14 protein-coding genes are annotated in these 14,338 nt (G+C 77.5%); 9 read left to right on the plus strand and 5 right to left on the minus strand.

Features of this window, described 5'->3' with window-relative positions:
* Positions 1-199 precede the first annotated feature (199 nt).
* On the minus strand, positions 200-1,171 hold the full coding sequence (rlmB, locus tag Q0848_RS05345; protein WP_299035808.1) for a 23S rRNA (guanosine(2251)-2'-O)-methyltransferase RlmB: 972 nt from the start codon (positions 1,169-1,171) through the stop codon (positions 200-202).
* Positions 1,172-1,304: 133 nt separating this feature from the next.
* Positions 1,305-2,729 (minus strand): cysteine--tRNA ligase, encoded by a 1,425-nt coding sequence (cysS, locus tag Q0848_RS05350; RefSeq protein ID WP_299035810.1) that lies wholly within the window; start codon positions 2,727-2,729, stop codon positions 1,305-1,307.
* 165 nt (positions 2,730-2,894) lie between these two features.
* Here cysS and Q0848_RS05355 point away from each other — a divergent pair, with 165 nt between their 5' ends.
* The 8 genes from Q0848_RS05355 to Q0848_RS05390 all read left to right on the plus strand — a co-directional run bounded on the left by Q0848_RS05355 (position 2,895) and on the right by Q0848_RS05390 (position 11,316).
* Positions 2,895-3,980 carry an S-(hydroxymethyl)mycothiol dehydrogenase gene (locus tag Q0848_RS05355; RefSeq protein WP_299035812.1) on the plus strand — a complete coding sequence of 362 codons (1,086 nt, stop codon included), beginning with the start codon at positions 2,895-2,897 and terminating at the stop codon, positions 3,978-3,980.
* A complete protein-coding gene (locus Q0848_RS05360; RefSeq protein WP_299035813.1) occupies positions 3,980-4,621 on the plus strand; it encodes an MBL fold metallo-hydrolase in 642 nt (213 codons plus the stop codon). Before Q0848_RS05355 ends, Q0848_RS05360 begins: the two co-directional genes overlap by 1 nt.
* A gap of 182 nt (positions 4,622-4,803) precedes the next feature.
* A complete protein-coding gene (locus Q0848_RS05365) occupies positions 4,804-5,067 on the plus strand; it encodes a hypothetical protein (RefSeq protein ID WP_299035815.1) in 264 nt (87 codons plus the stop codon).
* 109 nt (positions 5,068-5,176) lie between these two features.
* Complete coding sequence (locus Q0848_RS05370) at positions 5,177-6,409, plus strand: JmjC domain-containing protein (RefSeq protein WP_366146446.1); 1,233 nt, start codon at positions 5,177-5,179, stop codon at positions 6,407-6,409.
* On the plus strand, positions 6,406-7,533 hold the full coding sequence (locus tag Q0848_RS05375; RefSeq protein WP_299035819.1) for a sucrase ferredoxin: 1,128 nt from the start codon (positions 6,406-6,408) through the stop codon (positions 7,531-7,533). The genes Q0848_RS05370 and Q0848_RS05375 overlap by 4 nt, the downstream gene beginning before the upstream one ends.
* 240 nt (positions 7,534-7,773) lie before the next feature.
* Positions 7,774-8,469 carry a GAF domain-containing protein gene (locus Q0848_RS05380; protein ID WP_299035821.1) on the plus strand — a complete coding sequence of 232 codons (696 nt, stop codon included), beginning with the start codon at positions 7,774-7,776 and terminating at the stop codon, positions 8,467-8,469.
* A gap of 83 nt (positions 8,470-8,552) precedes the next feature.
* The gene (locus tag Q0848_RS05385) at positions 8,553-9,275 is read left to right on the plus strand and encodes a GAF and ANTAR domain-containing protein (protein WP_299035823.1); all 723 of its coding nucleotides are present in this window, start codon (positions 8,553-8,555) and stop codon (positions 9,273-9,275) included.
* Between the two features lie 226 nt (positions 9,276-9,501).
* Positions 9,502-11,316, plus strand: a complete 1,815-nt coding sequence (locus Q0848_RS05390) for a diguanylate cyclase domain-containing protein (protein WP_299035825.1) — start codon at positions 9,502-9,504, stop codon at positions 11,314-11,316.
* 183 nt (positions 11,317-11,499) lie between these two features.
* Here Q0848_RS05390 and ispF read toward each other — a convergent pair whose 3' ends face one another.
* The 3 genes from ispF to Q0848_RS05405 all read right to left on the minus strand — a co-directional run bounded on the left by ispF (position 11,500) and on the right by Q0848_RS05405 (position 13,345).
* Positions 11,500-11,985 carry a 2-C-methyl-D-erythritol 2,4-cyclodiphosphate synthase gene (gene ispF / locus Q0848_RS05395; RefSeq protein ID WP_366146447.1) on the minus strand — a complete coding sequence of 162 codons (486 nt, stop codon included), beginning with the start codon at positions 11,983-11,985 and terminating at the stop codon, positions 11,500-11,502.
* Positions 11,986-12,044: 59 nt separating this feature from the next.
* A complete protein-coding gene (gene ispD, locus Q0848_RS05400) occupies positions 12,045-12,779 on the minus strand; it encodes a 2-C-methyl-D-erythritol 4-phosphate cytidylyltransferase (RefSeq protein ID WP_299035828.1) in 735 nt (244 codons plus the stop codon).
* Positions 12,780-12,862: 83 nt separating this feature from the next.
* A complete protein-coding gene (locus tag Q0848_RS05405; protein WP_299035830.1) occupies positions 12,863-13,345 on the minus strand; it encodes a CarD family transcriptional regulator in 483 nt (160 codons plus the stop codon).
* 345 nt (positions 13,346-13,690) lie between these two features.
* On the opposite strand from Q0848_RS05405, the gene Q0848_RS05410 reads away from it, so the two are divergent.
* Positions 13,691-14,284, plus strand: a complete 594-nt coding sequence (locus Q0848_RS05410; RefSeq protein ID WP_299035832.1) for a hypothetical protein — start codon at positions 13,691-13,693, stop codon at positions 14,282-14,284.
* Positions 14,285-14,338: the final 54 nt, after the last annotated feature.

Raw genomic sequence — 14,338 nt, forward strand, 5'->3', positions numbered from 1 at the left:
GGGGGGGGGGGGGGGGGGGGGGGGGGGGGCCTTGTGTCCTTTGCTGTGGGGGGGGGGGGCCCCCCCGGGGGGGGGGGGGGGCGGGGGGGGGGGGGCCCCCCCCCCCCCGCCCGACCCAGCCACCCCGCACTGCCCCAGCCACCCCGCCCGACCCCAGCCGCTGAGCCGCTGAGCCGCTGAGCCGCTGAGCCGCTGAGGATCAGCCCCGGCGGCGCGCCACCTCGTAGAGGGCGACCCCCGCCGCGATGCCGGCGTTGAGGGACTCGGTGGAGGACTCCATGGGGATGGAGACGACCTGGTCGCAGGACTCGCGCACGAGCCGGCCGAGGCCCTTGCCCTCGGAGCCGACGACGAGGACGACGGGTCCGGTGGCGAGCTCGAGCTCGGGCAGCTGGACGTCACCGCCCGCGTCAAGGCCGACGACGAAGAGCCCCGCGCTCTTGAGCTGCTGGAGTGCGCGGGTCAGGTTGCCCGCGCGGGCGACCGGGACGCGCGCGGCCGCGCCGGCGGAGGTCTTCCACGCGGACGCGGTCACGCCCGCCGAGCGGCGCTCGGGCACGACGACCCCGTGGCCGCCGAAGGCCGCCACCGAGCGCAGGACGGCGCCGAGGTTGCGGGGGTCGGTGACGCCGTCGAGCGCGACGAGCAGCGGCGGTCGGCCGGTGCGGGCCGCGGCCTCGAGCAGGTCCTCGACGTCGGCGTACTGGTACGGGGGCACCTGCAGCGCGAGGCCCTGGTGGACGGCGCCGTCGGTGAGGCGGTCCAGGTCGGTGCGCGAGGCCTCCAGCAGCGGGACGCCGCGGTCGGCCGCCGTCTTGATGGCCTCGCGGGTCCGGTCGTCGGACTCGACCCGGGCGGCCACGTACAGCGCCGTCGCGGGGATGTCGGCGCGCAGCGCCTCGACGACGGAGTTGCGCCCGGCGACGACCTCGGTGCTGCCGGCAGCACCGCGGCGGCGCTGCCCCGCGGCGCGACCGCCCTGGGGGCCGCTGCGGCCGGCGCCGGAGGTCTGGGCGCGCTTGTGAGCCACGTGGTAGGGCCTGTCCTCGGCCTTCGGCGTGGGCCCCTTGCCCTCGAGGGCCCTGCGCCCCTTGCCGCCGCTGCCGACGACGGCGCCCTTCTTGGACCCGGCGCGGCGCACGGCGCCGCGCCGCTGGCTGTTGCCGGCCACTTGGTGCTCCTGACTGATCGGGTGTGGTGCTCGGGGGTCGTGCTCAGTGGTGGTGCTCGGGGGTCGTGCTCAGTGGTGGTGCTCGGGGGTCGTGCTCAGTGGTGGTGCTGGGTGGTCGTGCTGACGACCGGGGTCAGGCGCCGTCGGCCCAGGACCAGCGGGCGCCGTCGGGGGTGTCCTCGACGGCGACGCCCAGGTCGGCGAGCCGGTCGCGGACGCCGTCGGCGGTCGCGAAGTCGCGCTGCTCGCGCGCCGCCTGGCGGCGCACCAGCTCGCCCTGGACGAGCTGGTCGACGGCCACCTCGGCACGGCTGGCGGTGGAGGACGCCGCGCCCCAGTGCGGGTCCAGAGGGTTGAGGCCGAGGACGTCGAGCATGGCGACGACCGCGTGCGCGGCCGCCTGCGCGGCGGCGCCGTCTCCCGCGTCGAGGGCGGTGTTGCCCGCCCGGACGGTCTCGTGGACGACCGCGAGAGCCCCGGGCACGTTGAGGTCGTCGTCGAGCGCCGCGCGGAAGGCCTCCGGGAAGGCCATCTCGAAGGGCGCGTCGGCGGCACCGGGCGCCTGGCGGGCCCGGCGCAGGAAGCCCTCGAGCCGGTCGAGGGCTCGACCGGCCTCCACGAGGTGCTCCGGCGAGTACTCGATCATCGAGCGGTAGTGCGCCGTCCCCAGCGCGTAGCGCAGGGCCAGCGGCCGCGCGCCCGAGGCGAGCACGGTGTCGACGACGAGGGAGTTGCCGAGCGACTTGCTCATCTTCTCCCCGCCCACGGTGACCCAGCCGTTGTGCAGCCAGGTGGTGGCGAAGGCGTCGCCCGCGGCGCGCGACTGCGCCTGCTCGTTCTCGTGGTGCGGGAAGCGCAGGTCCAGGCCGCCGGCGTGGACGTCGAAGGCGCGCCCGAGGTAGCGGCGCGCCATGGCCGAGCACTCCAGGTGCCAGCCCGGCCGGCCGCGGCCCCAGCGGGAGGGCCAGCTGGCCGCCTCGCCGTCCTTGGCGCCCTTCCAGAGGGCGAAGTCCCGCGGGTCCCGCTTGCCGCGCGGGTCGGCGTCGGCGGCGGGCTCCATGTCGGCGAGCGCCTGGTGCGTCAGCGAGCCGTACTCGGGCCACGAGCGGACGTCGAAGTAGACGTCGCCGCTGCCGTCGGGGGCGGGGTAGGCGTGCCCGGCGTCGACGAGCTCGTCGACCATCTCGAGCATCTCGGTGACGTGCCCCGTCGCCCGGGGCTCGTACGTCGGGCGGCGGACGCCGAGGGCGTCGTAGGCGCGCGTGAAGGCCTGCTCGTGCCGCGACGCCCACGCCCACCACGCGACGCCGGCCTCGGCCGACTTGGCGAGGATCTTGTCGTCGACGTCGGTGACGTTGCGGATGAGGGTCACGCGCAGGCCGTGGCCCGCCTCGAGCCAGCGAGCGAGGACGTCGAAGGCGATGCCGGACCGGACGTGCCCGATGTGCGGGGGCGCCTGCACGGTGGCGCCGCAGAGGTAGATCGAGACCTCGCCGGGGACGAGGGGGGTGAGGTCGCGCACCGCTGCCGTGGCGGTGTCGTGCAGGCGCAGGCTCACCCGCCGAGACTACCGGCGCGCGCGGCCCCGGCCGGGCGGCCGCCGATGACGGCTGCTCGCCGGGCCCAGCGCGCCGCGCCGAGCGTGGTTAGGGTCTCGGACGGGGGTCGGTGCGGACCGCCCGACCCTCGACGCACGTCAGCCGCCGCAGGATCGGAGCACGCGATGCCGCACACCGTCCAGGGGGTGGTCTCCCGCAGCAAGGGGGCCCCCGTCGAGCTCGTGGACGTCGTCGTCCCCGACCCGGGTCCGGGCGACGCCGTCGTCGACGTGCAGGCCTGCGGGGTCTGCCACACCGACCTGCACTACCGCGAGGGCGGCATCGGCGACGACTACCCCTACCTGCTCGGCCACGAGGCCGCGGGCGTCGTCTCGGCCGTCGGCGAGGGCGTCGTCGGCCTCGAGGTGGGCGACTTCGTCATCCTCAACTGGCGCGCCGTGTGCGGCGTCTGCCGTGCCTGCTCCGCCGGCAGGCCCTGGTACTGCTTCGACACCCGCAACGCGAGCACGCCCATGACGCTGGCCGACGGCACCCCGCTGTCGCCCGCGCTGGGCATCGGCGCCTTCGCGAGCAAGACGCTCGTGGCGGCCGGCCAGTGCACGAAGGTCGACAGCCGCATCGCGCCCACGGCCGCCGGCCTCCTCGGCTGCGGCGTCATGGCCGGCTTCGGCGCGGCCGTCAACACCGGCGGGGTGACCCGCGGCCAGTCGGTCGCCGTCATCGGCTGCGGCGGCGTCGGGGACGCCGCGATCGCCGGAGCGCGCCTCGCGGGCGCCTCGACGATCGTGGCCGTGGACGTCGAGGACCGGAAGCTGGAGTGGGCGAAGGGCTTCGGCGCGACGCACACCGTCAACAGCCGCTCCGAGGACGTGGTGGAGCGGATCCGGGAGATCTGCGGCGGGGTCGGCGCCGACCTCGTCGTCGACGCCGTCGGCCGCCCGGAGACCTACCGCCAGGCCTTCGAGGCCCGCGACCTCGCCGGCACCGTCGTGCTCGTGGGCGTGCCGAACCCCGAGCACGTGGTCGAGCTGCCTCTGGGGGACGTGTTCGGCCGCGGCGGGGCGCTGAAGTCCTCCTGGTACGGCGACTGCCTGCCGAGCCGGGACTTCCCGATGCTCGTGGACCTGGCGCTGCAGGGCCGGTTCCCGCTGGAGGACTTCGTCTCCGAGACGATCGGCATCGGCGAGGTCGACGAGGCCTTCGCCAGGATGCAGCGCGGCGACGTGCTGCGGTCCGTGGTGGTGCTCTGATGGCGGGCGGCTCCGGCGTGCGGGTCGAGCACCTCGTGACCTCGGGGACCTTCAGCCTCGACGGCGGCACCTGGGACGTCGACAACAACGTGTGGCTGGTCGGGGACGACGAGGAGGTGCTCGTCGTCGACGCGCCGCACGAGCTCGGCCCCATCGCCGAGGCGGTCGGCACGCGCCGCGTGGTCGCGGTGGTCTGCACCCACGCGCACGACGACCACGTGACCGTGGCGCCCGACCTCGGGGAGCGCTTCGCCGCGCCGGTGCTCCTGCACCCCGCGGACATGGGCCTGTGGACCCTCACGCACGCCACGCGCGCCCCGAGCGGCACCCTGACCGACGGCCAGGTGCTCAGCGTCGCCGGCGTGGACGTGCACGTCCTGCACACCCCTGGCCACTCCCCCGGCTCCGTGTGCCTGCACGTGCCCGCCCTCGGCGTCGTCTTCACCGGGGACACGCTGTTCCAGGGCGGGCCGGGGGCGACAGGGCGCTCGTACAGCGACTTCCCGACGATCATCTCCTCCATCCGCGACCGGCTGCTCGCGCTCCCGCCGGAGACCGAGGTGCGCACCGGCCACGGGGACGGCACGACGGTCGGCGACGAGGCGCCCCACCTGCAGGAGTGGGTCGACCGCGGCTCCTGAGCCCCGGCGCGACCGCACGCCCCGCGCCGGCGCGGCGCCTCGCGCTCGCCGGCTGGCGCCGACGCGCTCGGCGTCGTAGGCATAGGACGTGCCGGTCGGCCGTCCCGACGGTCCGGCGCGCACACGCACGACCGCACGGCTCGACCGCACGAGGCACGACACCGACCACCCCAGGAGGAGCCATGAGCACCAACGACATCGAGGGTCCCGCCGACAGCGGCGCGGGCCAGGGCGTCCCCGGCCAGCACGACGGCGGCGCCGACGGCGGCGCCGAGGGCCCGGCGGACTCGGGCGCCGGCTCGGCCACGCCCGGCCAGCACGACGGCGGCGCGGACGGCGGCGCCGACAGCGGTGCCGACAGCCCCGTCGAGGGCCCGGCCGACGCGGGCGCCGGCGAGACGAGCGTCCCCGGCCACCACGACGGCGGCGCGGACGGCAGCGCCTGAGGTGACCGCCCTGCACGAGGACCGGGCGGCCGGGCGCGAGCCCGGCCGCCCGGCCCAGCGCTCGCGCGGTGCGGAGGACCCCGGCGCCGCGCTCCCCGCGCTGCGCCGCCTGGTCGGACCCGCCGCGGACGGCTTCGCGGGGTCCACCTGGGGCGAGCGCCCGCTGCTGACCCGCGCCGAGGACCTGCCGCGCGGCTTCGAGGACCTGCTGTCGGCCGGCGCGGTCGACGAGCTGGTGTCCCGCCGCGGCCTGCGCACGCCCTTCCTGCGGGTGGCCAAGCAGGGCAGCACCCTGCCGGACCGCTCCTTCACGGCCGGCGGGGGCGTCGGCGCCGCGGTCGGCGACCAGGTCAGCGACGACAAGCTGGTCCACCTCTTCGCCGACGGCTCCACGATGGTGCTGCAGGGGCTGCACCGCACGTGGCCCCCGCTGGTCGACCTCTCGCAGGCGCTGGCGGCCGACCTCGGCCACCCCGTCCAGGTCAACGCCTACGTCACGCCGCCGCAGTCGCGCGGCTTCGACGACCACTACGACGTCCACGACGTCTTCGTGCTGCAGGTCGAGGGCGAGAAGCGCTGGCGCATCCACGAGCCCGTGCACCCGCGGCCCCTGCGCGACCAGCCCTGGACGGCGCACCGCGCCGCTGTCGAGGAGGAGGCCGCGCGCGAGCCCCTCATCGACGTCGTCCTGCGCCCCGGCGACTGCCTGTACCTCCCGCGCGGCTACCTGCACGCGGCGACGGCGCTCGGCGGCGTCAGCACGCACCTGACGATCGGCGTGCACGCGTGGACCCGGCACGCCCTGGCGGACCAGCTGGTGCGCGCCGCGCTCGCCGACCTCGCGGAGGACGAGGAGGTGCGCGCGTCCCTGCCGCTCGGCGCCCGCGTCGAGGACCCGGCGTCGACGGCCGACGACCTCGAGCTCGTGCGGGACCGCCTCCTGCGCGCGGTGGAGGCCGTCGACGCGGCGCGCCTCGCCGCACCGCTCGGGGCGCAGGTCCGCGCGAACCAGCGCGCCGAGCCGGTGGGACCGCTCGCCCAGCTGCGGGCGGCCCAGGAGGTCGAGACCTCCGGGGACGCCGGCGGCCTCGTCCTGCGCGCGCACCTGGCCGCGACGGTGGAGGAGCGGCCCGACGGCAGCGCCCTCCTGCGCAGCCGCGCCGGCGACCTGCCGCTGGCCGCGGAGGACGTCGCGCCCGTGCGCCGGCTCCTGGACGTCGACCCACCGGCGGTCGGCGACGAGACCGCCGGCGGGCGGGACCGGAGCACCGGTGGTGCCGCGGACCTCGGCCCCGACCTCGCGCGCCGCCTCGTGCTCGCGGGAGTCCTCGTCCCCCGGTGAGCACCCCTCACGACGCCGGGGCGGGGACCGAGCAGGACGCCTCTCGCGGGCTCGCGGTCCCCGCCCAGGTCGACCCCGGCAGCGCCGAGGCGCCCCAGCGCCGACGCGACCTGCCGCGCTGCTCGGACGCCGCGCGCGAGCGGTGCGACCCGCTCGGCGCCACGGCCGCCTGGACGCACCGCTGGCTCCTGCTCGAGCACCCCGGCCCCTGGGCGCCGGACGCGCTCGCCGGGTCGGGGCTGCCGGAGGACCGCCAGCAGCAGCTGCGCGAGGCCGCAGCCGCCGCCGGAGGGCGCGTGCTGCTCGTGCGCCGTCCCGGCGGACGGCGCACCCCGGGCGTCCCCGCCTCGACGGCGCCCGCGGGGGCCCCCGACGACGCGGAGCTCTCCGAGACGGCCGGAGCCCGCCGGTGGGCGGTCGTGGACCAGCCCTCGGGCCTCGTGCGGTGGGGCTGGTGGGACGCCGACGCCGCCCGGCCGGACGCCCCGCCGCAGGCGGGAGCGGGGCTGGACCGCGCGGCGGCGGCCCTCGCCGAGCCCGTCGTCCGGGGACGCGACGGCGGCACGGACGCGCCGGTGCTGCTCGTCTGCGCGCACGGCCGGCACGACGCCTGCTGCGCCGTGCGCGGCCGTCCCGTGGCCGCCGCCCTCGCGGCGCGCTGGCCCGCCGCGACGTGGGAGTGCTCCCACGTCGGCGGTGACCGCTTCGCCCCCAACCTCCTCGTGCTGCCCGACGGCGCCTACTACGGCGACCTCGACCCGGGCTCGGCCGAGCAGGTCGTCGCGGACCACCTCGCGGGCGCCGTCGGCACACGCCACCTGCGCGGGGTGAGCAGCGGGCCGCCGGTCGTGCAGGCGGCCGTCCTCGGCGTCCTCGGGCGCTTCGGCCCCGCCCCGGTGCGCGCCGCCCGCGGCGGGGCCCCGGTGCCGGTGGGCGAGGACCGGTGGGAGGTCGTCGTCACCGGCTCGACGCCGCTGCCCGCGCGCTGCGTCGTCACGGTGGCGCGCTCGCGGCGGGCCCCGGCCCGCCTGACCTGCCGGGCTCCCGGCGAGGCCGTCGCCGCGGTGCACGAGGCCGTCGACGTGCGCGTCGAGGACGTCGACGACGAGGCCCGCTCGACCTGAGAGGCCCTGCGGCACATCGTCTTGCGCGGCCGGCGTCCCGCCCCCGACCCCGCGCCGGGGCCGCCTCGGCCCGCCGCGACGGGCGCCGGCGACCCGGACGACGGGTGGGCGACCTCGCGGGCGCGAGCCCGCAACCGGACACGCTCCCGCACAGGCGCTTCGGGAGACCCGCGCCCCCACGGCGTGCGGGCCCGCCCCCGCGAGACGGGCGCGATCTCCCTGAGACGGGACACTGCAGGCATGACGACCACGCGGACGACCGAGATCCTGTCCGAGGTCGCGCGCGGGGACGTCGACAGCGCCGTGCTCCCCGACCGGCTCGTCGCGCTGTGCGCGCAGGCGCTGCCGGTCACCGGCGTGGGGATGGTGCTGATGACCGACGCGGGCCCGGCCGGGATGGTCGCGGCCTCGGACGGTGCGGCGGCGACGCTGGAGGAGCTGCAGTTCACCCTGGGCGAGGGCCCGTGCGTGGACTGCTCGACCTCCGGGCGTCCCGTGCTGGTGCCGCACCTCGCCGTGGTCGGCGGAGCCCAGTGGCCCGCGTTCACCCCGGGAGCGCTCGGGGCGGACGTGGCGGCGGTGTTCGCCTTCCCGCTGCAGGTCGGGGGCATCCGGCTGGGGGTGCTGGACCTCCACCGTGACGTCACCGGGCCGCTGGCCGCCCCCGACCTCGCCGAGGCCCTGGCGTTCGCGGACGCCGCCACGACGGTCCTGCTGCACCTGCAGGCCCACGCACCGGCGGGCACGGCCGTCGCCGTCCTGGAGGACCGGACGGAGGTCCACCAGGCCACCGGCATGGTCTCGGCGCAGGCCGGCGTGGACCTCGCCTCGGCGCTGCTGCTGCTGCGGGCCCGGGCCTTCGCGACCGAGCGCCCGGTCGTGGACCTCGCCCGCGACGTCCTGTCCCGCCTCGTCCGCTTCGACGACGAGGCATGATCGGGGTCCGGCCCCCGACGGGTCCGGACCTGCACCACGACCACCCGCGGTGCAGACCTCGCCGCGGTGAGGAGGAGACCGACATGAGCGGACCGCAGCGGCTGGCCGAGGTGTTCGTGGAGCTGGCGGACACGCTCGTCGACGAGTTCGACGTCGTGGACTTCCTGCAGGTGCTCACCGAGCGGGCCGTGGAGCTGCTGGGCGCCGACGCCGCCGGGCTGATGCTCGCCGACCAGCGCGGTGGCCTGCGGCTGATGACCTCGACCACGCAGCGGGCGGGGTCGCTGGAGGCCTTCGAGATCCAGAGCTCCGAGGGCCCGTGCATGGACTGCTTCGCCACGGGCGCGCCGGTAGTGAACGTCGACCTGGCCGGCGCCGGCGAGAGGTGGCCGGCGTTCACGGCCGCGGCGGCCGAGCAGGGCTACGGCGCCGCGCACGCCCTCCCGCTGCGGCTGCGCGGGCACGTCGTCGGGGCGATGAACCTCTTCACCGACGCAGCGGTGCGCCTCGGGGAGGAGGACGTCGCGGTGGGGCAGTCGATGGCCGACATCGCCACCATCGGCCTGCTCCAGCAGCGCTCCCTGCGCGAGCAGACGGTCCTCTCCGAGCAGCTGCAGGGCGCCCTGACCAGCAGGGTCCTCGTCGAGCAGGCCAAGGGCGTGCTCGCCGAGCGCGCCGGCGTCGACGTCGGCGAGGCGTTCGCGCTGATGCGCTCGCACGCCCGACGCCGCGGGACGACCCTGACCTCGATCGCGACCGCCGTCGTCGAGGGCTCCCTGGACGCGCGCGAGCTCGCCCCCTCCTGACCGACCTCGCCCCCTCCCGGCCACCGTCGGCGGCGGCACGCGCACGACGGCGACGCCGCCCGTACTCGTGCCGGTCGCCAGGACGTCATCGGCACGGCTACCGCGACGGCGCCCCGTCTGCGACGATGGCACCCTTCGGCCCCCCGACCAGCACGGGTGGGCGCGGCTGCCCCGGTCCCGGCAGCACATCGATCCCCCTGCGATGTGCTCTGGACGGGAGACCCAGATGGCCACCGGCACCACCACATCCTCGCCGCTCGGACCGGCGGCCCCCTCCCGCCCGGACCCCCCCGGCGACGTCCTCGCCGGCGGGGCCGACGCCGCCACCGCGGCCGACGTCGTGCGGCTCGAGGTGGAGGGCGACCTGGACCTGACCACGTCGGCCCAGCTGCAGGAGCGGATCGAGGGCGCCGGGCGGTCGTCCGTCCGGGCCGTGGTCGTGGACCTGTCCCACGTCGCCTTCATCGACTGCCACGGCCTGGGCGTCCTGCTCGCCGCCCGCACGCAGCTGGGCACCCGCCTGGTCCTGCTGGCACCGGCGCCGGTGGTGACCCACCTGCTCGCGATGACCGGCACGCAGCACCACTTCGACGCCCCGGACGCCGGGTCGGGGACGAGCACCGAGTCCCCCGACGACGGGCCGGCGCCGAGCGGCGGCACCTCGCACGGCGGCCCGGCAACCGGGGACTCGGCGACCGGGGACTCGGCGACCGGCGGCACGGCGACCGGCGGCACGGCGACGGGAGGCACGGCGACCGGCGGCACGGCGACGGGAGGCACGGCGACCGGGGACGGGGCCACGGACGACGCGGCGACCGGCGACCCGACGGCCAGCAGCACCCCCTGGTCGGAGGAGGTGCTGCGGGTCGTCACCGAGGCCGTGGAGCAGCTGCAGCTCGAGCGCCCGGCAGACCTGTGGCTGGCGACCCGCGTCGAGGGCGACCACCAGGTCGTCGCGGCCGCGGCGGGCCCCTGGTCGGGCGAGGTGCCGACGGGGACGACGCTGCCCTGGCGGGGGACCCTCGAGGCCACGGACGACCTGGACGGCAGCGCCTGGCCCGTGACGGACGCCGACGAGCTGCTGGGGAGGGGGAGCGGCACCGGGCGCCCCCTCGGGGTCGGCGGCAGCACGGGCGCCCTGCTCCTCGCCGGCGAGGAGGTCGTGGGCACCGTGTGCGGCTTCACCTCCCGCACCACCACGACCGAGGATCCGCTGGACGCCGCCGCCCCCGTCGTGCGCCTGCTCGGCCAGGTCCTCTCCCTCGCCCTCACGGCCGTCCGCGCGCAGGGGGTGAGCCGCGACCTGGCCGAGACCGACGTGCTGACCGGCCTGCGCAACCGCCGCGGGTGGCAGGAGTGCCTGGCCCGCGAGAGCGGCCGGTGCTCGCGCTACGGCACCCGGGCCGGTGTCGTCGCCATCGACCTCGACGGCCTGAAGGCCACCAACGACACCTACGGCCACCCCGCCGGCGACGCGCTGCTCGTCGCGACCGCCGAGGTCCTGCGGCGCACCTGCCGGCCGAGCGACGTCCTCGCCCGTCCCGGCGGCGACGAGTTCGCCGTCCTCGCCGTCGAGGCCGACCCCGCGGCCCTCGCCGCCCTGAGCGCGCGGATCGGGGAGCACCTGCACGCCGCCGGCATCCCGGCCTCGGTGGCGGCGGCCCCGCACGAGGTCACCGGTCCCCTCGAGGACACCTGGGCCCGGGCCGACGAGCAGATGTACGCCGTCAAGGCCCTGCGCCGCACCGGGACCGCGACCTCGGCGTCGCACGTCGCCGAGCACGCCGCGGCCTCCGCGGTGCTCCGCTTCTACGCCCAGGAGCGGCTCCTGCCGACGTCCACCGCTCCCGCGGGCGAGGAGGAGGAGCGCAGCAGCACCGCCTCCCGCCTCGACTTCATCCACCGGGCCCGCGGGGCCGGCCTGAGCCCGGCCCAGGTCCGCGGCGCCCTGGCCCTGCGCCACTCCCCCACCCGTCCCAGCCAGCAGCTGCAGGACCTCCTCCAGGCGCGGCTCGCGCTCCCGGACGGCCGTCGCGCCTGATCGCCCGCGGGGGACCAGCCCGCGCCAGGGCACCCGCGCCACCAGCACCCGCACCACCAGCACCGGCCCCGACAGCAGTGGCCCCGTCAGCACCCCGCCCGTCAGCGGGGCACGCGAGCTCGCCCGGTCAGCGCTCGCCCCGTCAGCGGGGCACGCGAGCTCGCCCGGTCAGCGCTCGCCCCGTCAGCGGGGGACGACGAGGGCGGTGGCCACGGCCGCGAGCCCCTCGCCGCGGCCGGTCAGGCCGAGCCCGTCCGTCGTCGTCGCCGAGACCGCCACGGGCGCCCCCGCGGCGCGCGAGAGCACCTCCTGGGCCTCGGCCCGCCGGGGCGAGAAGCGCGGGCGGTTGCCGAGGAGCTGCACGGACACGTTGCCGAGCTCGAAGCCGGCGGCGCGCACCCTCCGGGCCGTCTCGGCCAGCAGGGTCGCCCCGGAGGCCCCGGCCCACTGCGGCTCGGCGGTGCCGAAGTGCTGCCCGAGGTCCCCGATGCCGGCCGCGGCCAGCAGGGCGTCGCACGCCGCGTGCGCGACGACGTCGGCGTCGGAGTGGCCGTCCAGACCGCGCTCCCCCGGCCAGTGCAGACCCGCGACCCACAGCTCGCGGTCGGAGCCCTCGGCGGCCAGGGCGTGCACGTCCACACCGGTGCCGACCCTCGGCAGGCCCGCCAGCGGGCCGCCGCCGTCCCGCTCGCCCCGCTCGCCCCGCGGCGGGAGCTCCCCGCCGGCGCTCACGAGCGCGCCTCCGCCGCGGCGGAGCCGCGCCGGGCCAGCACGGCCTCGGCGAGCAGCAGGTCGAGCGGGCTGGTCACCTTGAAGGCCTCCGGGTCGCCGACGACGACGTGCACGTGCTCCCCCAGGGCCTCGGCGAGGCCGGCGTCGTCCGTGGCGCCCTCCCCGGCGGCCGGTGCGGCGTGCGCGCGGCGCAGCACGCCGGCTGCGAAGCCCTGCGGCGTCTGGACGGCGCGCAGCCGGGCGCGGTCCACGACGCCGCCGTCGACGTCGCGCAGCGTGTCGTGGACGGGCACCGCGGGCACGACGACCGCGGCCCCCTGGTCGCGGACCGCCCGGACGACCCGCTGGACGAGCGCCGGCGGGGCCAGGGCTCGCGCGGCGTCGTGCACGAGCACGACGTCGAGGTCGCCCGGCACGGCCGCGAGACCGGCCGCCACGGACGCCTGCCGGCTGGGGCCGCCCGGCACGACCCGCAGCGGCGGCAGGTCCGGGACGTCGGCCAGCAGGCCGCGCGCCTCGTCCTCCAGGCCGGCGGGGACGACGGCGACCACGAGCACCACGGCGCCGGAGGCGGCCAGGCCCCGGGCCGCGTGGACGAGCAGGGCCGTGCCGCCGACGGGCACGAAGGCCTTGGGTCGCCCGGCCGCGAGCCGGGTGCCGCTGCCCGCGGCGACGAGCACGCACGCCGCCCCGGGCCCGGCCGAGCCCGGCACCTGGCCCGGAGCGCGCAAGCGCTCGGGCGGAGCCCCGCCCCGGACGCACGCGGAGCCCGTCGCCCCGGGAGGGACGACGGGCTCCGGCGGTGGTGCGGTGCTCAGGACGCGAGGACCTCGTCGAGGATGGCCTCGGCCTTGATCTCCTCGGTCTTCTCCGCGAGCGCGAGCTCGGAGACCAGGATCTGGCGGGCCTTGGCCAGCATGCGCTTCTCGCCGGCCGACAGGCCGCGGTCCTGGTCGCGGCGCCAGAGGTCGCGCACGACCTCGGCGACCTTGATGACGTCGCCCGAGGCCAGCTTCTCGAGGTTCGCCTTGTACCGGCGCGACCAGTTGGTCGGCTCCTCGGTGTAGGGGGCGCGCAGGACCTCGAACACCTTGTCGAGCCCCTCCTTGCCGACGACGTCGCGGACGCCGACGAGGTCGCAGTTCTCCGCGGGGACCTCGATGGTCAGGTCTCCCTGGGCGACCTTGAGGCGGAGGTAGAGCTTCTCCTCCCCCTTGATCATCCGGGTCTTGATCTCCTCGATCAGAGCCGCCCCGTGATGGGGGTACACGACAGTCTCGCCCACAGTGAAAGCCATCTGCTTATCCCCTTTCGCGGCCTCGAGGTTACCACGGCGAAGAAGTGGCCTCGGGCGCCGAGTGGTGCATCATCGCAGGTCAGAGGCCCGCCGTGCGCCGATCGGACATCTCGCGGGCCTTGACAGCGCACCCCGCGGCGTGCTGTCCGGAGCCGGCGCGAAGGGTCCCTCGCACGCCGCCGGCCTCCTGGGCCCGATCCTGCGCCCGCGCGGCCGGGGGTCCCCGTCGCTCCCGACAGGGCCCCGGCGAGAGCCGCGACGCCCGCGGGCCGCGCCCCGAGGGCGGGGGCGGCTCCCCCACGGCTAGTCTCGCCCGAGACGTCCTGCCGACCCGAGGAGACGCCCGTGCACCGCCCGTCCCGCCCCGCAGCGCGCCGCGCAGCCGCCGTGGTCGTCGCCGCGTCCGCGGTCCTCGCCAGCGCCGGCTGCGCCGTCTCCCCCGTGGTCAACCAGTACTCCACCGAGCTGGACTACGCGCCGTCCGACGGCGTGCAGGGCTACTTCACGCTCACCGAGACCGACGCCGAGGGGCCCGGCACCTCGCTCCTGATCCGCAACGCGCTGCTGATCGGCCCCGAGGCCGACGGGCCCGCCCGCCTCTACGGCGTGCTGGTCAACGAGGACCTCGAGGAGGTCACCGTCACCATCAGCGGTCCCGGCGACCTCCTGGCCGAGGTGGTCGTGCCCGGCCGCAGCAGCGTGCCCCTGGGCGAGGAGCAGACGGAGGACCTCGGCGACCAGTCGCTGCCCGAGGGCGCCGAGATCACCGGGGACCTCGTGGCCGACCCGGTCGACGCCGTCCCGGGCGAGCTGGTGCCCGTGCTCATGGCGATCGACGACGAGGTCCTCGAGATCGAGATCCCGCTGCTCAACGGCTCCCTGCCGGAGTACCAGACCCTGGTGCCCACCGCCGCGGCCACGACGCCGGGCGTCGGCTAGCCCGTCCAGCGGCCCCGCACCAGCGGTCCGCAGCGCACGAGCGGCGCCCGCCCC

This window comes from uncultured Pseudokineococcus sp. (assembly GCF_947495735.1).
In the GTDB taxonomy this organism is placed as follows: Bacteria; Actinomycetota; Actinomycetes; order Actinomycetales; family Quadrisphaeraceae; genus Pseudokineococcus.